The sequence below is a fragment of the Streptomyces sp. 1331.2 genome (genome assembly GCF_900199205.1).
Classification (GTDB): Bacteria; Actinomycetota; Actinomycetes; order Streptomycetales; family Streptomycetaceae; genus Kitasatospora.
This window is the reverse complement of record NZ_OBMJ01000002.1, coordinates 153,702-173,073: the sequence shown is the minus strand read 5'-3', so window position 1 is coordinate 173,073 and position 19,372 is coordinate 153,702. Positions and strand designations below refer to the sequence as shown.

The following is a 19,372-nucleotide window of genomic DNA, read 5'->3' as shown; positions in this document are numbered from 1 at the left end:
GACCCTCGCGACGGCCCCGTACACCCGCCCTCAGCCCGGCACCGCCTCCCGGATCGGGAACGCGTCCGTCGCGCCGGTGAGTTCGAGCATGCGCAGGACCAGCGGCCGGGGCCGGGCCAGCTCGATGCGGCTGCCGTCGGCCGCCGCGCGCGCCTGGGCCCGGAGGATGGCGTTGAGACCGCTGGAGTCGCAGAACTCCAGCCCTGCGCAGTCGAGCACGACCACCACGCCGGGGCCGGTCAGGGCCGCGTCGACGGCGGCGCGCAGTCCGCCGGCCGCGTCGAAGTCGAGTTCGCCGGACAGGGCGAGGACGGTGCCGCGGGCCCACGGCCGGGGCCGCGCGGTGAAGGCGCCCGGGCCCCGGTCGGGCTGGATGGGGGGTGATCGGCGGGTCATGGTCTCGGTTCCTTCCGTTTCCGGGCCCGGCGGCGTCGGGGCCGCCCGGCGGGCCGCAGGCGGGCGTTCAGGGGGCGGAACCCTCCTGGCCCCGGCGGGCGCGGACGAGGACCCGGCCGGTCATGGCACCCCCGTAAACCGTGTACCCGACGCCGATCAGCCAGGACTGGACGATCAGGACGGTTCCCACCGTCCCGTAGGACACCGCGTTGGACACCAGCAGCGGCGCGAACACCAGGCGGGAGAAGAGATGGAGCCCCGCCAGCGCGAGGACGGTCGCGACCGCCCCCGGGAACAGGTCACGGGCCGGAACGTGACCGGCCAGCAGCAGGTGCTGGAGCCACCAGAAGAGCAGGAGACCGGCGAGGACGGTGACGCCGATCCGGAACGTCGGCTGGGCGCCCGAGCCGTGCCAGGGGGAGCCGCTCCAGGCGGCCAGCACGATGTAGCCGACGAGCGCGGCCAGACCGATGGTCTGGCGCCAGACCGCGTGCCACGCACCCCGGTCCGTCCGCCAGATCCGCTGGTAGACGCCCTGCACGGACCCCATCAGGGAGACGCCGAAGACCGCCAGGGCGGCCAGGCCGACCCCCGTGGTGGTGCTGAGGATCTGACCCCGCGAGGCGAACAGCCGGTGGACGGCGACCGAGCCGCGGCCGCGCACGCCGAGGGCGTCGATGATCCACTGCGCGATGCCGGTGCTGCGCGCGGGAAACGCTGCGGCGATGACGATCAGCAGCGGCACCAGGGTGACGAAGAACAGCGCTGCGAACGCCAGCGAGCGTTGCAGGATCTCGATCCTGCAGCCCTCGTCCCACAGGTCCTCCGCCCGCCCCCTCAGGCCCCGCCACGAGGTGCGCAGCACGCCGCCGAACCGGCCCTTGGCCCCGGCCCCGGTCCCGGCGTCGCGGCGCGAGCCCGCCGCTCTGGTGGACATGGGCCGTCCTCCTTCCGATCCGGTGCCTGCCCTGACCAGGCGCCTGCCCGGGGCGTCCCCGGACAAACGGCCGGTCCTGCGCCTGCCGCGCCCCGGAATCCTCCGGTGATCCGGCTTCGGACCTTGGCGCTCGGGCGTCATGCGGTCCGGTACCCGGCGGCCCGGGCGGGCGCCAGGCGCAGCCCGTGGCCGGGGGCGCCGTCGGCGCCGGGGGTGACGATGCCGCCGGTGGGGTCGAGGGTGCCGTCGAAGAGCAGCCGCTCGATCCGGACGTGGTCGTGGAACCACTCCAGGTGGCGGCAGTTGGGGACGGCTGCGGCGGCGTGGGCGTGCAGGTGGGGGGCGCAGTGGGCGGAGACGTCCAGGCCGTGCGCCTGGGCGAGGGCGGCGGTGCGCAGCCAGCCGGTGAGGCCGCCGCAGCGGGTGGCGTCGGCCTGGAGGCAGTCGACGGCGGGCAGCATGCGGGCGAAGTAGGCGAGGTCGTAGCCGTACTCCCCGGCGGTGACGTCGGGGGTGACGGCGTCGCGCACGGCGCGCAGGCCGGTGAGGTCGTCGGAGGAGACGGGCTCCTCGAACCAGGTGACGCCCTGGTCGGCGAGGGCGGCGCCGATCCGGACGGCCTGTTTGCGGCGGTAGCCGCCGTTGGCGTCGGTGTAGAGCTCGGCGCGGTCGCCGACGGCGGCGCGGGCGGCCCGTACCCGCTTGAGGTCGCGCCGTTCACGGGTGCCCCAGGACTCGCCGATCTTGATCTTGACGCGGGGGATGCCCTGGTCCTCGGTCCAGTGGCGCAGCTGCCGTTCCTGGCGCCGGGCGGAGTAGGTGGTGAAGCCTCCGCTGCCGTACACGGGGACGGGCCGGGCGGCGCCGCCGAGCAGCCGGGCGAGCGGCAGGTCGAGCAGGTGGCCGCGCAGGTCCCACAGGGCGAGGTCGACGGCGGAGACGGCGCCGGCGACCAGGCCGGGGCGGCCGGTGTTGCGCACTGCCCGGTTCATGGCCTCGTGGGCGCCGCTGGTGTCGTGCGGGTCGCGGCCGGTGACCAGCGGGGCGAGCTCGTCGCGGATGACGGCGGCGGTGGCGGGCGCGCCGTAGGTCCAGCCGAGGCCGGTGTGCGGGCCGCTGGCGGCCTCGGCCAGGATCAGGGTGGTGTGGTCCCAGGCGAGGGTGCCGTCCGCCTCGGGGGCGTCGGTGGGGACGGTGTAGACCTGCACGCCGATCCGGTCGACGCGGCGCTCGGCGGCGCCCGCAGTGTCCACGCGGCGGCTCACGGCGGTGCCCGCAGTCCCGAGCGGGCGCCGGCCGCGAGGAGGCCGGCGGCCCGGTCGACCAGCGCCATGATGGTGAGCGCGGGGTTGGCGCTGCCCTGGGTGGGGAGCACGCTGCCGTCGGTGATCAGCAGGTTGGGCACGGCGAAGGTGCGCAGCCGGTGGTCGACGACGCCGCCGAAGCGGTCGGCGGCCATCCGGCAGCCGCCGACCAGGTGGGCGTAGCGGTCGATGGTGATGACCTCCTGGGCGCCCGCGGCGCGCAGGACGGACTCCATCACCTCGCGGGCGGCCCGGATCAGCCGGCGGTCGTTCTCGCACTGGGAGAAGGAGAACTCGGCGACGGGCAGCCCGTACCGGTCGGTCTCGGCGGCGAGGGTGACCCGGTTGTCGGGCTGGGGCAGCAGTTCGGCCATCGCGCCGAGGGTGGCCCAGTGGACGTAGTCGCGGAGGTAGGCGCGCAGGTCGGCGCCCCAGTGGCCCTGGGCGACGACGTGCTCGGCCCAGGTGACGGGCAGCGGGGAGATGTTCTGGATGGTGAAGCCGCGCTTGTACGGGCGGTCGGGGCCGGTCTCGTAGTACTGCTCGGTGGAGACCTCGGGCGGCGGGGCCTTGTAGGCGCGGACCTCCTCCTCGAAGCGGCCGGAGGTCTGCGGCGCGCCCTGCACCATGACGTAGCGGCCGACCAGGTCGTGCTCGTTGCACAGGCCGTCGGGGAAGCGGCGGCAAGCGGAGTTGAGCAGCAGGCGCGGGGTCTCGATGGCGTAGCCGGCGAGGGCGACGGTGCGGGCGCGCTGGAGGTGTTCGCGGCCGTGGTGGTGGTAGCGCACGCCGCGGGCGAGGCCGTCGGGGCCGAGTTCGACGGCGGTGACCATCGAGTCGGCGCGGATCTCGGCGCCGTGCGCGAGCGCGTCGGGGACGTGGGTGATCAGCGGGGAGGCCTTGGCGTTGACCTTGCAGCCCTGCAGGCAGAAACCGCGGTAGATGCAGTGCAGGCGGCGGCCGAAGCGGCCGTTGGTGATGGCGACGGGGCCGACCCTGGCCTGGATGCCGAGCGCGGCGGCGCCGCGCAGGAAGATCTCGCCGTTTCCGCCGACGGGGTGCGGCGGGTGCGGGTAGGGGTGCGGCTCGCCCCAGGGCCAGTACTGGCCGGCGACGGGGAGTTCGTGTTCCAGGCGGCGGTAGGAGTCGCGCAGGTCGGCGTAGGCGATCGGCCAGTCGGCGCCGACGCCGTCGAGGCTGTGGGTGCGGAAGTCGGAGGGGTGGAAGCGGGGCGCGTAGCCGGCGAAGTGGACCATCGAACCGCCTACGCCCCGGCCGGAGTTGTTGGAGCCCAGCGGCACCGGGTCGGTGCCGGAGACGACCCGCGGTTCGGTCCAGTACAGGTGGTGGGAGCCGGCCTCGTCGCTGACCCAGTCGGTGAGCGGGTCCCAGAACGGCCCGGCCTCCAGGACGACGACGCTCCAGCCGTGCCGGGCCATCCGCTGGGCGAGGGTGGCGCCGCCGGCGCCGCAGCCGACGATCAACAGGTCGACCTCGTCGCTGTCGCGGTAGCGGCGCATGTCGCGCAGCAGGGCGTGGTCGAAGCCGCGGCCGTCGCGCGGCAGCAGCCAGGCGGAGGCGTTGGTGCGGCGGATCTCGCGCTCGGCGGCGGCGGTCCCGGCCCGTACGGTCTCGACGGCGGCGCGCAGTCGGGAGTGCCGCCCGGGGTCGGTGGCGGGAGGCGGGGAGTGGGCGGGCCGGTGGTCGGGGGGCCGGGGCGGGTCGGGGTGGGCGTCGGCGACCTCCCAGGGTTCGCGCAGGCCCACGCCGAGGCGCAGGTAGCCGCGGGGGTGGGCGGGGCCGCCGAAGCCGATCTCGTTCCAGGCGGCGGGGTGGGCGTAGTAGGCGGTGCAGGCGTAGCGGGTCCACAGGCTCCAGACGTGCCGGGCGGGCAGGCCGTGCCAGCGCTCGCCGTGCAGGTCCCGCACCCGGCCGACGAGGGCGCGCTGCTGTACGGCGGTGAGCGCGGCGAACGGGCCGTCGGCGTCCTCGTCCAGGGCCCGCAGGGTGCGGCGCCAGGCTTCGTCGTCCTGGGGCATGTCGGCGTAGCGCCAGCCGTCGGTCTCGCGTTCGGCGAGCCGGGCGTCGATCATGGCGAGCAGCGGGGGCTCCGGGTGGTCGAGCAGCAGGTCGAGCAGGGCACGGGCGGTGGACTCCTCGGCCGGGGTGAAGAAGCGCAGCGGCGGCTGCGGGCCGCTGGTGCGGGCGAGGACGACGGCGGCCGTCTCGCGGTCCCAGTGGCGGGACTGGGAGAGCACGTCGTAGCCGGGGAAGCGGGCCTCGGGCCGGGCCTCAGGCATCGCGCGACTCCCGGCGCAGGACGGCGGCCAGCAGGCCCATCCCGCCGACCAGGCTCATCAGCAGCGGGGCGAACAGCGGCGGGCCCATCTCGACGTTGTAGCGGGCCATCGCCCAGCCGCCGGGCTTCTCGGCGATGCCGCGCACGTGCAGGTAGGTGCCCTGGAGGCCGTTGGCGGTGATGGCGGCGGAGGCGACCGGGAGCAGGGTGTGGGCGGCGCGCGGGCTGAGCGCGCCGGCGACGCCGGCCGCCGCGCCGACGGGGCCGAGCCACACCGGCCACCACATGACGCGGTTGCCGAAGCCGGCCCGGTCGTGCTCCAGGTAGATCTCGGCGGCGGTGATCACCGAGCCGGCGGCGGTGGCGAGGGCGAGCGAGCGCTGGAAGCGGCCGCTGCGGAGGTTGCGCACCGCGAGGCCGGTGAGGCCGGTGATACCGGTGGCGCCGACGGCGGGGCCGGTGGTGCCGTCAGTGGTGCCCATGCCGGCCTCCGAAGGAGGGCAGGAGCTCCTGGAGCTTGGCCCGGAAGCCCTGGCGGACCATCGCGGCGCGGTCGGCGTCCCCGCGCAGGACGGCGGCGGTGGCGGCCTGGATCTGGTCCCAGGTGGCGTGCGGCGGGATGGGCGGCACGGCCGGGTCGGTGCGCAGCTCCAGCACGTACGGGCGGTCGGCGGACAGGGCGCGCTCCCAGCCCTCGGGGACGTCGCCGGGCTCGTTGGCGCGGGCGGCGGCGAGGCCGAGCGTGCGGGCGAAGCCGGCGTAGTCGACGTCGGGGAGCTCCTGCGAGGGCAGGAAGGAGGGGGCGCCCTGCATGGCGCGCATCTCCCAGGTGACCTGGTTGAGGTCGCGGTTGTTGAGCACGGCCACGATCAGGCGCGGGTCGTCCCACTGCTGCCAGTACTTGGCGACGGTGATCAGCTCGGCGAGGCCGTTCATCTGCATGGCGCCGTCGCCGACGATGGCGATGGCGGGCCGGTCGGGGTGCGCGAACTTGGCGCCGATCGCGTACGGCACGCCCGGGCCCATGGTGGCCAGGGTGCCGGAGAGGGTGCCGCGCATCCGGCCGCGCATCCGCAGGTGGCGGGCGTACCAGTTGGCGGCGGAGCCGGAGTCGGCGGTGATCATGGCGTCGTCGGGCAGCAGGTGGTCGAGGGCGTGGATCGCGTACTCGGGGTTGATCGGGTCGGCCTCGACCTCGGCCCGGCGCTCCATCACCTCCCACCACCGTTCGGTGTTGTCGCAGACGGTGCGCTGCCAGTCGCGGTCCTCCTTGCGGATCAGCAGCGGCAGCAGCGCGTCCAGGGTGGCGGCGGAGTCGCCGACCAGGTTGACCTCGTACGGGTAGCGCAGGCCGACCATGAACGGGTCGAGGTCGATCTGCACGCCCCTGGCCTGGTCGAACTCCGGCAGGAACTGGGTGTACGGGAAGGAGGAGCCGATGGTGAGCAGGGTGTCGCAGTCGCGCATCAGCTCGTAGGAGGGGCGGGTGCCGAGCAGGCCGATCGACCCGGTGACGTAGGGCAGGACGTCGGGGAGGGCGTCCTTGCCGAGCAGTGCCTTGGCGACGCCGGCGCCGAGCAGTTCGGCGGTCTCCTGGACCTGCCGGCGGGCGTGCCGGGCGCCCTGGCCGACCAGCATCGCGACCTTGCGGCCGGCGTTGAGCACCTGCGCGGCGCGCAGCAGCTCGTCCTGCTCGGGGACGACCGTCCAGCGCGGGTTGCCCAGGCTGGAGGGCACCATCTTGAAGGCGTGCTCCGGCGGGCTGTAGTCGAGTTCCTGGACGTCGGCGGGGACGATGACGGCGGTCACGGTGCGACGGGCGGCGGCGGTGCGCAGCGCCCGGTCCAGGACGTTGGGCAGCTGCTCGGGGACGGTCACCATCTGGCAGTACTCGGCGGCGACGTCCTTGAACAGGGTGAGCAGGTCCACCTCCTGCTGGTAGGAGCCGCCCATGGCGCTGCGGTCGGTCTGGCCGACGACGGCGACCACCGGGACGTGGTCGAGCTTGGCGTCGTAGAGCCCGTTGAGCAGGTGGATCGCCCCCGGCCCCGAGGTCGCCACGCACACTCCGGTGCGGCCGGAGAACTTGGCGTAGCCGACGGCTTCGAACGCGGCCATCTCCTCGTGCCGGGCCTGGACGAAGACCGGGTGGTTGTCGGCCCGGCCCCAGGCGGAGAGCAGGCCGTTGATGCCGTCGCCGGGGTAGCCGAAGACGTGGTCGACGTCCCAGTCCCGCAGCCGTTCCAGGATGTGGTCGGAAACCTTCGAGGTCACGGTGCTCCTCCTTCACCGGGCGGCCCCCCGCCCTGCGGCTATCCGCTGCGGGGGGACGGAAACGCCCGGCGGGAGGGGAAATCAGGACGGGTCCTGGGCGAGCTCCGCGGGCTCCGCCGACGCGACCGACTCAGGTGCTCCGTCGGCCCAGCCGGGGGCGTCGCGGTCCTCCAGCTGCTCGCGCAGCCGGGCCAGGGTGGCGCTGAGCAGCCGCGAGACGTGCATCTGGGAGACGCCGATCCGCCCGGCGATCTCGGACTGGGTGCAGCCGTCCCAGAACCGCAGCTTGAGGACGGTCTGCTCGCGCCGGGGCAGGTCGGCGAGCAGCGGGCGCACGGCGGTGCGGAACTCCGCGAGTTCGACGCCCGGGTCGCAGTCGCCGAGCCGGTCGAGTATGGCGCTGCCGCTCTCGTCGGCGTCCTGGTCGCGCAGCGCGTCCAGGGAGTTGGGCCGGTGGACGCGGCCGGCGATCAGCCCGTCGAGCACCTGCTCCTCGGTGAGGTGGAGGTCCTCGGCGATCTCGTCGGGGTGCGGGAGCCGGCCGAGTTGCTGTTCCAGCCGGTCGGAGCCGCGGGCGACGGCCAGGTACAGCTCCTGCATGCTGCGCGGGACGCGGACCGGCCAGGAGGTGTCGCGGAAGAACCGTTTGACCTCTCCGGCGATGGTGGGGATGGCGTAGGTGACGAACTCGACGCCGCGGTGCGGGTCGTAGCCGTCGACGGCCTTGATCAGGCCGATCGTGCCGACCTGGAGGATGTCGTCCATCTCCTCGGCGCGGTGCCGGAAGCGGGCGGCGATGAAGCGCACCAGCGGCATGTTGAGTTCGATGATCGTGCCGCGGACGTAGCTGTAGGCGTGGCTCTCGCGGGGGAGGCCGGCCAGGCGCTCGAACAGCGCGTCGCTGAGCTCGCGGGCCTCGGACTTGCCCATCGTCCGCAACTCGGCCGGGCTCGGCCGCTGCGGCACCCCGGCGGGCGGGCCGCTCGGCGCGCCGGCACGGGGGACAGTTTCCGGAAGTGTGGACACGTGGGTCTCCTGGGGCAGCGGAAAGGAGCGGCGGAGGGGGCCCCGGGTATCGCAGACGGACTCGCAGTCGCTCGCTGCGGGCCCTCGGATCCCCCCGCGGCCGCCGCACGACTCCTTCTACCCGATATACGACATAGAATTCATGTTTCGGCTGATTTCTTCCGATTTCTCCTGGTACACGCCGGGTCACACCAGCCTCGGCCACCAAGGACCACGAGAGGAGGGGCCGCCATGCCCCGAGGATCCAGTCCCAAGCGGGAGCGTCAGTACGAGCACATCAAGGAGAGCGCCCTCGACCGGGGCGAGAGCGAGAAGCGGGCCGAGGAGATCGCCGGCCGGACGGTCAACAAGGAACGCGCCCGGCACGGCGAGTCCAAGACCGCCAGCCGCTCCTCCATCCACGACGTCTCCTCCGGCCACCGCGGCGGCAAGCGCTCGCACAGCGGCGCCCAGGGACCGACCTACGACCAGCTGTACAACGAGGCCAAGCACCGCAACATCCACGGCCGCTCGAAGATGAACAAGCGCCGGCTGGCCGACGCCCTGGGCCGCTGACCGACCGCCGCTGACCGACCACGGACCCGGCCGCCGACCCCACCGCGGCGGCGGCCCGGCCGTTCGGGTGAAGCCCGCGAGCGCGGGCGAGCCCCGTCCGGCCGGGCCGCCGCCGCACGGTATGGCTATCCGGAACACAGACCGGAGCGGACGGGAGGAGCGGCGTGCCGCTGTCGAGATGGCGGGAACGGGCCGGGCAGCGGGCCGGGCGGGCGGCCGAGGACGCGGCGGTCGCACTGGACCGCCGGCTGCCGCTGTTCGACGGCGCCAAGGGCCTGCTGCGCAAGGTCTTCCCCGACCACTGGTCGTTCCTGCTCGGCGAGTTGGCGCTCTACACCTTCGTGCTGCTGCTGTTGACCGGCGTGTTCCTGACCCTGTTCTTCACCCCGTCCATGACCGAGACCGTCTACGCCGGGACGTACCCGCCGCTGCGCGGGGTGCGGGTGTCCCAGGCGTACGCCTCGACGCTGGCGATCAGTTTCGACGTGCGCGGCGGCCTGCTGATCCGCCAGATCCACCACTGGGCGGCACTGGTCTTCACCGCCGCGATCTGCGCGCACCTGCTGCGGATCTTCTTCACCGGCGCGTTCCGCCGCCCCCGCGAGGTCAACTGGCTGGTGGGGCTGACCCTGTTCCAACTCGCCCTGCTGGAGGGCTTCGCAGGCTACTCGCTGCCCGACGACCTGCTGTCCGGCACTGGGCTGCGCACCGCCCAGGGCTTCATCCTGTCGATCCCGCTGGTCGGCAGCTACCTGAGCTTCTTCCTCTTCGGCGGGGAGCCGCCCGGACACGACATCGTCCCGCGGCTGTACAGCGCGCACATCCTGCTGTTGCCGGGCCTGCTGGTGGCCCTGGTCACGGCGCACCTGATCCTGGTCTTCCACCTCAAGCACACCCAGTGGGCCGGCCCCGGGCGCACCAACCGCAACGTCGTCGGCAAGCCGATGTTCCCGCACTTCTCCGCCCAGACCGCGGGCCTGATGGCGATGGTCTTCGGGGTCATCGCCCTGGCCGGGGCCCTCGCCCAGGTCAACCCGATCTGGCTGTACGGGCCCTACCGCCCCGACCAGGACTCCACCGACGCGCAGCCGGACTGGTACATGGGGTTCATCGAGGGCGCACTGCGGCTGATGCCCGGCGCCGAGACCCGGCTGTGGGGCCACTCCATCCCCTGGAACCCGCTGATCCCGGCCGTGTTGTTCCCCGGCCTCTTCTTCGCCGTCCTGTACGGCTACCCGTTCTTCGAGCGCTGGATCACCCCGGGGACGGGCGAGCAGCACCTGTGCGACCGCCCGCGCAACCGGCAGACCCGGACGGCGCTGGGGGTCGCGGGGGTGTGCTTCTACGTCGTGCTGCTGGTCGCCGGCGGGCAGGACGTCGTCGCCCGCGCTCTGGACGTGCCGGTGGAGGGCCTGAACCTGGTCCTGCGGGTGAGCCTGTTCGTCCTCCCGGTCGCGGCGTTCTGGGTCACCCGGCGGCTCTGCCTGGCCCTGCAGGAGCGGGACGGCGAGCGGGTGGCGCGGGGCGAGGAGACCGGGTACGTCCGCGAGGCCGTCGAGGGCGCCTTCCACGGCGAACACCGGCCGCTGCCCGCCGGCCTGCGCCACACCCTGGCCCGGCGCGACACCCCGCCCCCGCTGCCCGCCCCGGGCCCCGGCGCCTCCCGCCCCGCCCGGCTGCGGGCCGGGCTGAGCTCCTGGTACTACCGGGACACCGTGGAACCGCCGCCTTCGCCTCGCACGCCGGAACCGGAGCCCGAACCCGAGCCGGGTCCGGAGCCGGCCGAGCTCCCCTGACCGGCCGGCCTCACTGCCCGCGCTGGGCGTACTGGAAGACGAAGCCCAGGACGCCCGCGCCGGTCACCCCCATGCCGATGACGAACAGCCACAGGGCGTACACCAGACCGAGCCCGGCGAGTGCCACGCCCGCGGCGGTGAGCAGCGGGTAGTAGCTGCGGGGCGCGAAGAACTCCAGCGGTCCGGCGCCGGTGACGACCTCGGCGTCGGTGGTGTCCTGCGGCCGGACGCCGCGGCGGGAGTACTGGGTGCGGAAGAAGAACGCGACGAGTGCGGACATCAGGAAGGCCACGACCAGCGCGGCCTTGCCGGCCGGCTCGCGCGCGAACCAGCCGTAGACCGAGGCGGCCGCGGCGAAGAACAGCGCGACCCCGGCGAACAGGTAGGACTCGGTCTTCACGACGGATTCTCCTCGGCTCGTCCTGCGTTGCGTGCTTCGAGCGCGTCCATCGCCATGCGCGAGTGCTCCGGGTGGTGCAGGTCGAAGGCCGGGCCCTCGGAGCGGATCCGGGGCAGGGCGTGGAAGTTGTGCCGCGGCGGCGGGCAGGAGGTCGCCCACTCCAGCGAGCGGCCGTAGCCCCACGGGTCGTCCTCCTCGACCTTCACCCCGTGCCGGGCGGTGTGCCAGACGTTGTACAGGAAGGGCAGGGTCGACAGGCCCAGCAGGAACGCCCCGATCGAGGAGACGGTGTTCAGCGCGGTGAAGCCGTCCGAGGGCAGGTAGTCGGCGTAGCGGCGCGGCATGCCCTGGGCGCCGAGCCAGTGCTGGACGAGGAAGGTGATCTGGAAGGCGGGCAGCAGCATCCAGAAGTGGATCCTGCCGAGCCGTTCGTCCAGCATCCGGCCGGTGATCTTGGGCCACCAGAAGTAGAAGCCGGCGAACATCGCGAACACCACCGTCCCGAACAGGACGTAGTGCAGGTGGGCGACCACGAAGTAGCTGTCGGTGACGTGGAAGTCGATCGGGGGCGCGGCCAGCAGAACACCGGTCAGCCCGCCGAGGAGGAAGGTCACCAGGAACCCGAGGGCGAACAGCATCGGCGTCTCGAAGGAGAGCGAGCCGTTCCACATGGTGCCGACCCAGTTGAAGAACTTCACCCCGGTCGGCACCGCGATGAGCAGCGAGGCCAGGGAGAAGAACGGCAGCAGCACCTGGCCGGTGGCGAACATGTGGTGGGCCCAGACGACCGCGGACAGCGCGGTGATCGCGATGGTCGCACCGATCAGCCCGCGGTAGCCGAAGATCGGCTTGCGGCTGAAGACCGGCAGGACCTCCGAGATGATCCCGAAGAAGGGCAGCGCCACGATGTACACCTCGGGGTGGCCGAAGAACCAGAACAGGTGCTGCCACAGCAGCGCCCCGCCGTTGGCCGGGTCGAAGACGTGGGTGCCGAGCTTGCGGTCCGCCTCCAGCGCGAACAGGGCCGCCGTGAGCGGGGGGAAGGCGAGCAGCGCGAGGATCGAGGTGAACAGCACGTTCCAGGTGAAGACCGGCATCCGGAACAGCGTCATCCCGGGGGCGCGCAGGCAGACGATGGTGGTGATGAAGTTGACGGCCCCCAGGATGGTGCTCAGGCCCGCCACGATCAGGCCGACGGCCCACAGGTCGGCGCCCGTCCCCGGGCTGCGGATCGGCCCGTTCAGCGGGGCGTAGGCGAACCAGCCGAACGACGCCGCGCCGCTGTTCGTCAGGAACCCGCCGACCACCATCAGGCCGCCGAACAGGTACACCCAGTACGTGAAGGCGTTCAGCCGGGGGAAGGCCACGTCGGGCGACCCGATCTGCAGGGGCATCACGGCGTTCGCGAAACCGGCGAAGGTCGGCGTGGCGAACAGCAGCATCATGATCGTGCCGTGGATGGTGAACAGCTGGTTGTACTGCTCGTTGCTCACCAGCTGCAGCCCCGGCCGCATCAGCTCCGCGCGCATCAGCATCGCCAGCAGCCCGGCGAACAGGAAGAAGCAGAACGCCGTCGTCAGGTACAGGTTGCCGATGGCCTTGTGGTCCGTCGTGCTCAGCCACCGCAGCAGCGTCGAGCCCTGACGCCGGCGCCGGCGCGGCCCGCCGGACGCTCGACGGGCCGCGGACCGCCGCAGGGTCTCCGCCATCGGTCTCCTCCTGTCCTCACTGCCGGACCGCGCGCACCCCACCGGGCACGGGCTGCGACCATGCAACCACCTGTGGTCACGGGGGTGCCGAAACGGCCGGGCCGGGCGCGCCGCGCGCCGACCTGCCGATGCGATCGGGGTGATTACGCGGCGGAAGTCCGGGCAGACGCCGGGGCGACGGAAGACACCGCCGAGGAACGCACAGCGGAGGAGGCCACCCATGATCATCCTCGGAGTGATCCTGCTGATCATCGGTTTCGTCACCGGAATCAGCATCCTGTGGTCCATCGGGATCGTCCTCGTCCTCATCGGGCTCGTCCTGTGGATCCTCGGGGCCGTGGGCCACGCCGTGGGGGGCCGATCCCACTACTGGTGATGACGTCTGCCGACCGGACGTCCTCACAACGAGACGTCCCCGCAACCGGAGGAGTGCACCCGATGGGTACCGACGACAAGCTGCGCAACGCCGCCGAGAAGGCCAAGGGCAAGGTCAAGGAGACCGCCGGGCGGGCCACAGGGGACCGCACGTTGGAGGCGAAGGGCCGCGCCGAGAAGATGAAGGGCGACCTGAAGCAGGCCGGCGAGAAGATCAAGGACGTGGGCAAGGACTGATCCGGCGCCCGCCGATCGACCACGAGAACACGAGAACACGAACAGCCACCGCGGCCCGGTGCCCTGCACCGGGCCGCCGAGGAGGCGGTCACGTTGACCATCCCGACGCCCCCGAACCCCGACACCGAGCCCTTCCCCCACCCCCACCCCGATCCGGCCCCCAACCCCGACCCGGCGCCGCCGCCGGTTCCCCCGTTCCCGGCGCCGGAGCCCTTCCCGGACCCCGATCCGGCACCGCCTCCGCAGCCGCACCCCGGCCGGGCGTGAGCGGGCAGCCGTCAAGCCGGATACCGTCAACGCCCGGAGACGGTCAACGGGAGTGGTGGTCCAGCGGGGCCGACACTTCCAGCCAGACCCGCTTGCCGCCGCCCTCGGGCACACAGCCCCAGGCACGGGAGAGCCGGTCCACCACCCGCAGGCCGTATCCGCCCGGCCGCCCCGGTTCGGCGGCCCGCAGCAGCCTCGGCGGGACCGGGCTGTCGTCCGCGACCTCCACCCGCAGCCGGCTGCCGTCCCAGTCCAGCCGCAGCTCACTCGGGCCACCCGGAGCGTGCAGACACGCGTTGGTGACCAGCTCCGAGACCATCAGCAGGACGTCCTCCGCGACGGCCTGCTGCTCCTCGTCGGCGGCCGGCAGCCAGTGCCAGTCCGCCAGCGCCTCGCGGCTGAACTCACGGCTGCGCTGCACGGCTCCCCGGCTGCCCGCGAGCGCGAGCAGCCTGGTCCGGTCGGCGTCCCGCACCTGCCGCCCGTTCCCGGGTTGGTTCATCCGGGCCTCCTCACGCTCACGCCGGGCCGTCGTCACGAGGGCGCGAACTGTCGTCACGGGGGCGCGCGGCCGGGCCGGGCGCCGTCAACGCCGTTTCGAGATCGGAATGGATCCGCAGCACGCTGTCGGCGCCGGTGATGGCGAAGAGCCGGGCCACGGCAGGGCGCAGGCCCGCGAGTTCCAGCCGCAGCCCCGCCGTCTCGGCCGCCAGACGGGCGCGCAGCAGGAGGTTGAGGCCGGTCGAGTCGCAGAAGCGCAGGTCCCGCAGGTCGATCAGGATCCGCTCCAGGCCGTCGACCGCGGGCCGCGCAAGAGCCTCGCGCAGCCCGTCGGCCGTGTCGTGGTCCAGTTCCCCGGCGACGGTGACGATCCGCACCGCCCCCTCGTGGTCCACGGCGACGCTCAGCCCTGTGGGCTCCGGGCCTGCGGGCTCGTGCTCGTCGCCCCCGGGTCGGTCCTCGACTGGCCGTGACATGGCGGGCTCCCGGTCGGGTCGGGTCGGGACGGCGCGGTGCCGTACCGGTCATTGTGCCGCGCGATCGTCGTGCCGCGCACGGACCGCCGGACGGACGGAGCCAGGCGCGGTGCAGGGCCCACCGGCCGCGCACCGGGCGTTTGTCCGGTCCGGCGGCGGCTACACGCTCTGCCGAGGAGGAAGCGGAGGCGATTCACCATGGCGACGCCGGAGACCCGCCCGGACAGCGGCTCGTACCACGCCCCGGACAGCAGCCCGAACAACGGCGCCCACCGGCCCCGGCCCCGGACCGGCCGCCGGGAGTCGCCGGAGGAGCGGGCCGACCGGCGGTGGGGCGACCTGCTCCAGGAGGTGCGGGTCGCCCAGACCGGCTCCCAGGTGCTGTTCGGCTTCCTGCTGAGCGTGGTCTTCATGCCGCGCTTCGCCGAGCTCGGCGGCTTCGACCGCGGCCTGTACGTGGTCACGGTCGTCCTCGGCGCCCTCGCCACCGGTGCGCTGACCGCCCCGGTCGCGTACCACCGGATCCTCGCCGGGCGCCGGCTCAAGCCCCAGCTGGTGGACGCCGCGGCGCGGCTGGTGGGCGGGGGCCTGGCGCTGCTGGCGCTGACCATCGGCTCGGCCCTGCTGCTCCTGCTCCGGGTCGCGGCGGGGCCGGTGATGGCGGGCTGGATCGCCGGGGCGGTGATGCTCTGGTTCGTGGCGTGCTGGCTGGCCCTGCCGGTCCAGCACCTGCGCCGGCACAACGGCCACTGCACCCGGCCGCCCACCGACCCCGATCTCGGCGAGCCCACCGAGATCGACGCGGGTACCGGTACCGGCACGGGCACGGGCACGGGCCGGAAACCACCCGGGCCGGGACGGCCGTCGTGGCGTTTCGGCGACGCCCCCCGGGAAAGGCGCGCGCCATGACGATGCGTACGCCTTCACGCCCCCGCACCGTGGTCGTCACCGGCGCCACCGCCGGCGTCGGCCGGGCCTGCGTCCGGGCCTTCGCCACCTCCGGCAACCGCCTGGTGCTGGTCGCCCGCGGCGCGGCCGGGCTGCGCGCCGCCGCGGCCGAGGCCGAGGCGGCGGGTTCACCGGTGTGCACGGTCCCGGCGGACGTCGCCGATCCACGGGCCTGCGAGGCGGTGGCGGCCCGGGCCGAGGAGGAGTTCGGACCCATCGACGTCTGGGTCAACGACGCCTTCGCGTCGGTGTTCGCGCCGTTCACCGAGATCAGCCCGGAGGAGTTCCGCCGCGTCACCGAGGTCACCTACCTGGGCTACGTCAACGCCACCCGCGCCGCGCTGCGCCGGATGCTGCCGCGCGACCACGGCACGATCGTGCAGGTCGGCTCGGCGATCGCCTACCGCGGCATCCCGCTGCAGACCGCCTACAGCGGCGCCAAGCACGCCCTGCAGGGCTGGCACGAGGCGCTGCGCTGCGAGCTGCTGGCGGGCGGTTCGAGCGTGCGGGTGACGATGGTGCAGCTGCCCGCCGTCAACACCCCGCAGTTCGACTGGGTGCTGAACCGGCTGCCCGGCCGGGCCCGGCCCGTCCCCCGGTCCACCAGCCCGAACTCGCCGCCCGCGCCGTCCGCTACGCCGCCGACCACCCCGGACGGCGGGAGTACTGGGTGGGCGCCAGCACCGCCGCCACTCTGATCGCCAACGCGGTCGCCCCCGGACTGCTGGACCGCTACCTCGCCCGCACGGGCCTCGACGCCCAGCAGGAGGGGCCGGAGGACGAGCGGCCGTCGGAGGAGCGGACGACCGGTGCCGGGGACCAGGCCAACCTCTGGACCCCGGTCGACGCGGCGCAGGACCACGGCGCCCACGGCCGCTTCGACGCCGAGTCCCGCGACCGCAGCGCCCAGCTGTGGGCCTCCCAGCACCACGGCCTGCTCGCCGCCGGCGGCGCGGCCCTGCTCGGCGCGACGGCCGGCGCCCTCGCCCGGGGAAGGAAGCTCCCCTGACCCCGTTCCCGACCACTCGTTCCCGACCACCCGCCGTCCCCGAGGAGTTGAGACGCATGCGCGACCAGGACCACCCAGTCCCGAAGGAACCGACCACACCGAAGGAGCCGCCGGTGTCCGTGGAGACTCCGGAGTCCAGGATGACCGGCGAGGGCGCGCCACCGCCCGGGCACGAGGAGGAGAAGGGCCCGCAGGACGGCCCGGAGTACGAGGTGACCGAGCCGGCCGCCGAACCGGCGGCGACCCAGGAACCGCCCGACTGAGCCTGCCCGGAGGACGCCCCTCCCCACCCAGCCGATGATCGGACCGCCCGTTCCCGCGCTGCGGCGAACGGGTGGTCCGCCACGACGATCCCGCACGCGGCGGCGTTGCGCGCGGGACGCGCTCCCCGGCCGGACGGTACACCTGGGGGCCGCCCGCCAAGACGGCGGAGGGCCGGTACGGCCGGAACGGGGGTCGTGCGATGCGAACGGTGACCGAACTCCTGCTCTGGTGGGGCCTGTTGCTGCTGCTGAACACCGTGCTGATCAGCTCGGTCACGCCGTTGGAGGTGGCGGTCGGCGGCGGCATCGCGCTCCTCGGGGCGCTGGGCGCCCTCGCGGTGCGGCGCGCCTCCGGGGCCACCCCGGGCGGCCCGGCCCGACTCGCCCACGCACTCTGGGCGTTCCCGTGGACCCTGCTCGCCGACACCGGCCGGCTGGCGCTCGCCGTCCTGTCGCCCGCACACCGGCGCGGCAGCGGCTTCCGCACCCTCCGCCTCTCGCCCGGCACCGGGCCCGCCTGGGCGGCCGCCCTGTTCTCGGCAACACCCGGCGGGTACGTCGTCGCAACCGAGGACGGCACCCTGACCGTGCACGCGCTCGGCCGTGAAGTCTCCTCGCTGGAACGCGCGTTGACGGACACCACAGCGACGGGCGGCGCATCGACGGGCGGCGCGCGGTGAACGCCTGGCTGCTGGCGGCGGCCTTCCTGGGTGCCGGCGGCGTCGCCCCCTGCCTGCTGCTCGGGCTGCGCGGAGAGCCGCCGCAGCGCCTGGCCGGACTCAACCTCGCCGCGACCCTGACCTCCGTCCTCCTGCTGCTGCTCGCCCAGGGCTTCAGCCGCAGCTCCTACACCGACCTCGCCCTCGACCTGGCCGTCCTCGCCCCCGCCGGCACCCTGGTGTTCACCCGCTTCCTGGCCGGCGAGGAGCATTGATGGACCGCCACGTCCTCGCCCTGGTGCTGCTCTGCGCCGGTACGGCCGCCCTGCTGCTCGGGGCCCTCGGGCTCGTCCTGCTCCCCGGCCCGTACCTGCGGCTGCACGCCCTCTCCCCCGCGGCCACGCTCGGCGCTCCGCTCGTCGCCCTCGCGCTCGCCGTGGACACCGGCCCGGGAAGGGCGGCCGTCAAGCTGCTGGTGATCGGGGTACTGCTGGCGGCCGGCGGCACCGTCACCACGATGGCCATCGCCCGGGCGACCGTCCGCGCCGAAGCCGGGCGGGAGGCGAACCGGTGACCGACACCCTGATCGTGATCGCCCTGCTGCTCACCGCCGTCACCGCGACCGCCGCCGCGCTCACCCGCGACCCGGTCCGCCAGGCCGCCGTGCTCGCCCTGCTCGGGCTCTGCCTCGCCGCCCTGTTCACCGTGCTCCAGGCCCCCGACGTCGCGCTCTCCCAACTCGGCGTCGGCAGCGCGATCACCCCGCTGCTGATCCTGCTCACCGTCCGCCGGGTGCGCCGCGAGGAGCACCCCGGCGAGCGCGGGAAAGGCCCCGACCGTACGGACCGGCCCGAGTGAGCCGCACCGCCCGGCTGCGGCTGTTCCTGACCGCCGCCGCCGTCCTCGCCGCCGGCCTGATCGCCGCCGCCGGCCGGCTGCCCGGCTTCGGCGGCGCCCGACACCCGTACGGCGAACGGGCGGTGGCGGCCGGACTGGCCAGGAGCACCGCCAACATCGTGTCCGCCGTCAACTTCGACCAGCGCGCCTTCGACACCCTCGGCGAGGAGTCCATCCTCTTCGGCTCCGTCCTCGGCGCGGGCATGCTGCTGCGCCTGGCCCGGGACGAGCACAAGCGCCGTCCGGCCGCCGAACCGGTCCTGCCGACCACCCGGCTGTTCGGTGCCACACTGCTGCCCGTCACCCTGCTGACCGGCGGATACCTCGTGGCGCACGGCCAGTTGAGCCCCGGCGGCGGATTCCAGGGCGGCGTCGCCCTGGCCACCGCGCTGCACCTGGCGTACGTCGCCGCCGACTACCGCGTGCTCAAACGGATCCGCCCGCTGGCCGTGCTCGACGTGGCGGACGCGCTGGCCGCCGGGACGTTCGCCGCCCTCGGCCTGATCGGCCTGGCGGAGGGCGCCGGCTACCTCGCCAACACCCTGCCGCTCGGCACCTTCAACACGCTGTCCTCCAGCGGACTGGTGGCGGTGGTCAACGCCGTCGTCGGCGTGGAGGTCGCCTCCGGCGTGGTGGTGCTGCTCGCCCACTTCCTGGACCAGGCGGTCGAGGTCGTCCCCCGCGGAAGCAGTCGATGAGCGTCTTCCCCTACCTCGCCGCCGGGTGGATCCTGCTCGCCGGTCTGTACGGGCTGGTCACCAGCCGCGACCTGGTCCAGGCCGTCGGCTGCCTGGCCGTCGCCCAGTCCTCCACCTACGTCCTGCTGCTCGCGGTCGGCTACCGGCGCGGCGCCACCGCCCCCGTCTTCTCCGACCTGCCGACCGACGCCCCGGTGGTGGACCCGGTCGTCCAGGCCCTCGCGCTCACCGACGTCGTCGTCGGCGCGACCGTCACCGCCCTGCTGCTCTCCCTGGTCGTCCAACTGCGCAAGCGACACGGCACGGTGGACCCGGAGGACCTGACCGGGCTGCGGGGGTGACGGCC

Annotated in this window: 23 protein-coding genes and 1 pseudogene; 13 read left to right on the top strand and 11 right to left on the bottom strand. The window is 73.9% G+C overall.

Annotation, left to right across the window (positions count from 1 at the left end; genetic code table 11):
* Positions 1-30: 30 nt before the first annotated feature.
* The 7 genes from CRP52_RS33885 to CRP52_RS33855 form a co-directional block, all read right to left on the bottom strand.
* Positions 31-396 (bottom strand): STAS domain-containing protein, encoded by a 366-nt coding sequence (locus tag CRP52_RS33885; protein WP_097240668.1) that lies wholly within the window; start codon positions 394-396, stop codon positions 31-33.
* Positions 397-463: 67 nt separating this feature from the next.
* Entirely contained in the window at positions 464-1,333 is an 870-nt protein-coding gene (locus CRP52_RS33880) for a ribonuclease BN (RefSeq protein ID WP_257033187.1), read from the bottom strand.
* A 137-nt stretch (positions 1,334-1,470) separates the two neighbouring features.
* Positions 1,471-2,586 carry an enolase C-terminal domain-like protein gene (locus CRP52_RS33875; RefSeq protein ID WP_179853113.1) on the bottom strand — a complete coding sequence of 372 codons (1,116 nt, stop codon included), beginning with the start codon at positions 2,584-2,586 and terminating at the stop codon, positions 1,471-1,473.
* A gap of 8 nt (positions 2,587-2,594) precedes the next feature.
* Positions 2,595-4,937, bottom strand: a complete 2,343-nt coding sequence (locus CRP52_RS33870; protein ID WP_097240666.1) for a GMC family oxidoreductase — start codon at positions 4,935-4,937, stop codon at positions 2,595-2,597.
* The gene (locus CRP52_RS33865) at positions 4,930-5,418 is read right to left on the bottom strand and encodes a hypothetical protein (RefSeq protein WP_097240665.1); all 489 of its coding nucleotides are present in this window, start codon (positions 5,416-5,418) and stop codon (positions 4,930-4,932) included. Before CRP52_RS33865 ends, CRP52_RS33870 begins: the two co-directional genes overlap by 8 nt.
* On the bottom strand, positions 5,405-7,210 hold the full coding sequence (locus CRP52_RS33860; protein WP_097240664.1) for a thiamine pyrophosphate-requiring protein: 1,806 nt from the start codon (positions 7,208-7,210) through the stop codon (positions 5,405-5,407). Before CRP52_RS33860 ends, CRP52_RS33865 begins: the two co-directional genes overlap by 14 nt.
* Before the next feature lie 81 nt (positions 7,211-7,291).
* Positions 7,292-8,236, bottom strand: a complete 945-nt coding sequence (locus tag CRP52_RS33855; RefSeq protein ID WP_257033186.1) for a SigB/SigF/SigG family RNA polymerase sigma factor — start codon at positions 8,234-8,236, stop codon at positions 7,292-7,294.
* A 231-nt stretch (positions 8,237-8,467) separates the two neighbouring features.
* Here CRP52_RS33855 and CRP52_RS33850 point away from each other — a divergent pair, with 231 nt between their 5' ends.
* Both CRP52_RS33850 and qcrB read left to right on the top strand, forming a co-directional pair.
* A complete protein-coding gene (locus CRP52_RS33850; protein ID WP_097240662.1) occupies positions 8,468-8,791 on the top strand; it encodes a plasmid stabilization protein in 324 nt (107 codons plus the stop codon).
* 164 nt (positions 8,792-8,955) lie between these two features.
* On the top strand, positions 8,956-10,587 hold the full coding sequence (qcrB, locus tag CRP52_RS33845; RefSeq protein WP_097240661.1) for a cytochrome bc1 complex cytochrome b subunit: 1,632 nt from the start codon (positions 8,956-8,958) through the stop codon (positions 10,585-10,587).
* Between the two features lie 10 nt (positions 10,588-10,597).
* On the opposite strand, the gene ctaF is transcribed toward qcrB, so the two are convergent.
* On the bottom strand, positions 10,598-10,987 hold the full coding sequence (ctaF, locus tag CRP52_RS33840) for an aa3-type cytochrome oxidase subunit IV (RefSeq protein WP_097240660.1): 390 nt from the start codon (positions 10,985-10,987) through the stop codon (positions 10,598-10,600).
* On the bottom strand, positions 10,984-12,696 hold the full coding sequence (gene ctaD / locus CRP52_RS33835; RefSeq protein ID WP_097240659.1) for an aa3-type cytochrome oxidase subunit I: 1,713 nt from the start codon (positions 12,694-12,696) through the stop codon (positions 10,984-10,986). The genes ctaF and ctaD overlap by 4 nt, the downstream gene beginning before the upstream one ends.
* Positions 12,697-12,916: 220 nt before the next feature.
* On the opposite strand from ctaD, the gene CRP52_RS38700 reads away from it, so the two are divergent.
* Together CRP52_RS38700 and CRP52_RS33825 are read left to right on the top strand one after the other, a co-directional pair.
* Positions 12,917-13,072: a DUF6131 family protein gene (locus tag CRP52_RS38700; protein WP_097240658.1), complete on the top strand. Its 156-nt coding sequence runs from the start codon at positions 12,917-12,919 to the stop codon at positions 13,070-13,072.
* A gap of 62 nt (positions 13,073-13,134) precedes the next feature.
* A complete protein-coding gene (locus CRP52_RS33825; protein ID WP_097240657.1) occupies positions 13,135-13,308 on the top strand; it encodes a CsbD family protein in 174 nt (57 codons plus the stop codon).
* A gap of 310 nt (positions 13,309-13,618) precedes the next feature.
* On the opposite strand, the gene CRP52_RS33820 is transcribed toward CRP52_RS33825, so the two are convergent.
* Together CRP52_RS33820 and CRP52_RS33815 are read right to left on the bottom strand one after the other, a co-directional pair.
* Positions 13,619-14,077: an ATP-binding protein gene (locus CRP52_RS33820; protein ID WP_257033185.1), complete on the bottom strand. Its 459-nt coding sequence runs from the start codon at positions 14,075-14,077 to the stop codon at positions 13,619-13,621.
* Positions 14,078-14,093: 16 nt separating this feature from the next.
* Positions 14,094-14,552 (bottom strand): STAS domain-containing protein, encoded by a 459-nt coding sequence (locus CRP52_RS33815; protein ID WP_097240655.1) that lies wholly within the window; start codon positions 14,550-14,552, stop codon positions 14,094-14,096.
* 198 nt (positions 14,553-14,750) lie between these two features.
* Here CRP52_RS33815 and CRP52_RS40685 point away from each other — a divergent pair, with 198 nt between their 5' ends.
* The 9 genes and pseudogenes from CRP52_RS40685 to CRP52_RS33775 all read left to right on the top strand — a co-directional run bounded on the left by CRP52_RS40685 (position 14,751) and on the right by CRP52_RS33775 (position 19,367).
* Positions 14,751-15,461: a DUF6328 family protein gene (locus CRP52_RS40685; RefSeq protein WP_306458931.1), complete on the top strand. Its 711-nt coding sequence runs from the start codon at positions 14,751-14,753 to the stop codon at positions 15,459-15,461.
* 2 nt (positions 15,462-15,463) lie between these two features.
* Positions 15,464-16,509: pseudogene (locus CRP52_RS33805) on the top strand (SDR family oxidoreductase).
* Positions 16,510-16,622: 113 nt separating this feature from the next.
* A complete protein-coding gene (locus CRP52_RS38695; protein ID WP_179853112.1) occupies positions 16,623-16,772 on the top strand; it encodes a hypothetical protein in 150 nt (49 codons plus the stop codon).
* A gap of 200 nt (positions 16,773-16,972) precedes the next feature.
* Positions 16,973-17,452 carry a Na+/H+ antiporter subunit E gene (locus CRP52_RS33795; protein ID WP_097240653.1) on the top strand — a complete coding sequence of 160 codons (480 nt, stop codon included), beginning with the start codon at positions 16,973-16,975 and terminating at the stop codon, positions 17,450-17,452.
* The gene (locus CRP52_RS37285) at positions 17,449-17,706 is read left to right on the top strand and encodes a monovalent cation/H+ antiporter complex subunit F (RefSeq protein ID WP_101948336.1); all 258 of its coding nucleotides are present in this window, start codon (positions 17,449-17,451) and stop codon (positions 17,704-17,706) included. The genes CRP52_RS33795 and CRP52_RS37285 overlap by 4 nt, the downstream gene beginning before the upstream one ends.
* Positions 17,706-18,005: a monovalent cation/H(+) antiporter subunit G gene (locus tag CRP52_RS37280; protein WP_101948334.1), complete on the top strand. Its 300-nt coding sequence runs from the start codon at positions 17,706-17,708 to the stop codon at positions 18,003-18,005. Before CRP52_RS37285 ends, CRP52_RS37280 begins: the two co-directional genes overlap by 1 nt.
* A complete protein-coding gene (locus CRP52_RS33785) occupies positions 18,002-18,289 on the top strand; it encodes a Na(+)/H(+) antiporter subunit B (RefSeq protein ID WP_097240652.1) in 288 nt (95 codons plus the stop codon). Before CRP52_RS37280 ends, CRP52_RS33785 begins: the two co-directional genes overlap by 4 nt.
* Entirely contained in the window at positions 18,286-19,026 is a 741-nt protein-coding gene (locus CRP52_RS33780) for an MnhB domain-containing protein (RefSeq protein ID WP_097240651.1), read from the top strand. The genes CRP52_RS33785 and CRP52_RS33780 overlap by 4 nt, the downstream gene beginning before the upstream one ends.
* On the top strand, positions 19,023-19,367 hold the full coding sequence (locus CRP52_RS33775; protein ID WP_097240650.1) for a sodium:proton antiporter: 345 nt from the start codon (positions 19,023-19,025) through the stop codon (positions 19,365-19,367). Before CRP52_RS33780 ends, CRP52_RS33775 begins: the two co-directional genes overlap by 4 nt.
* The last annotated feature ends 5 nt before the right edge of the window (positions 19,368-19,372 follow it).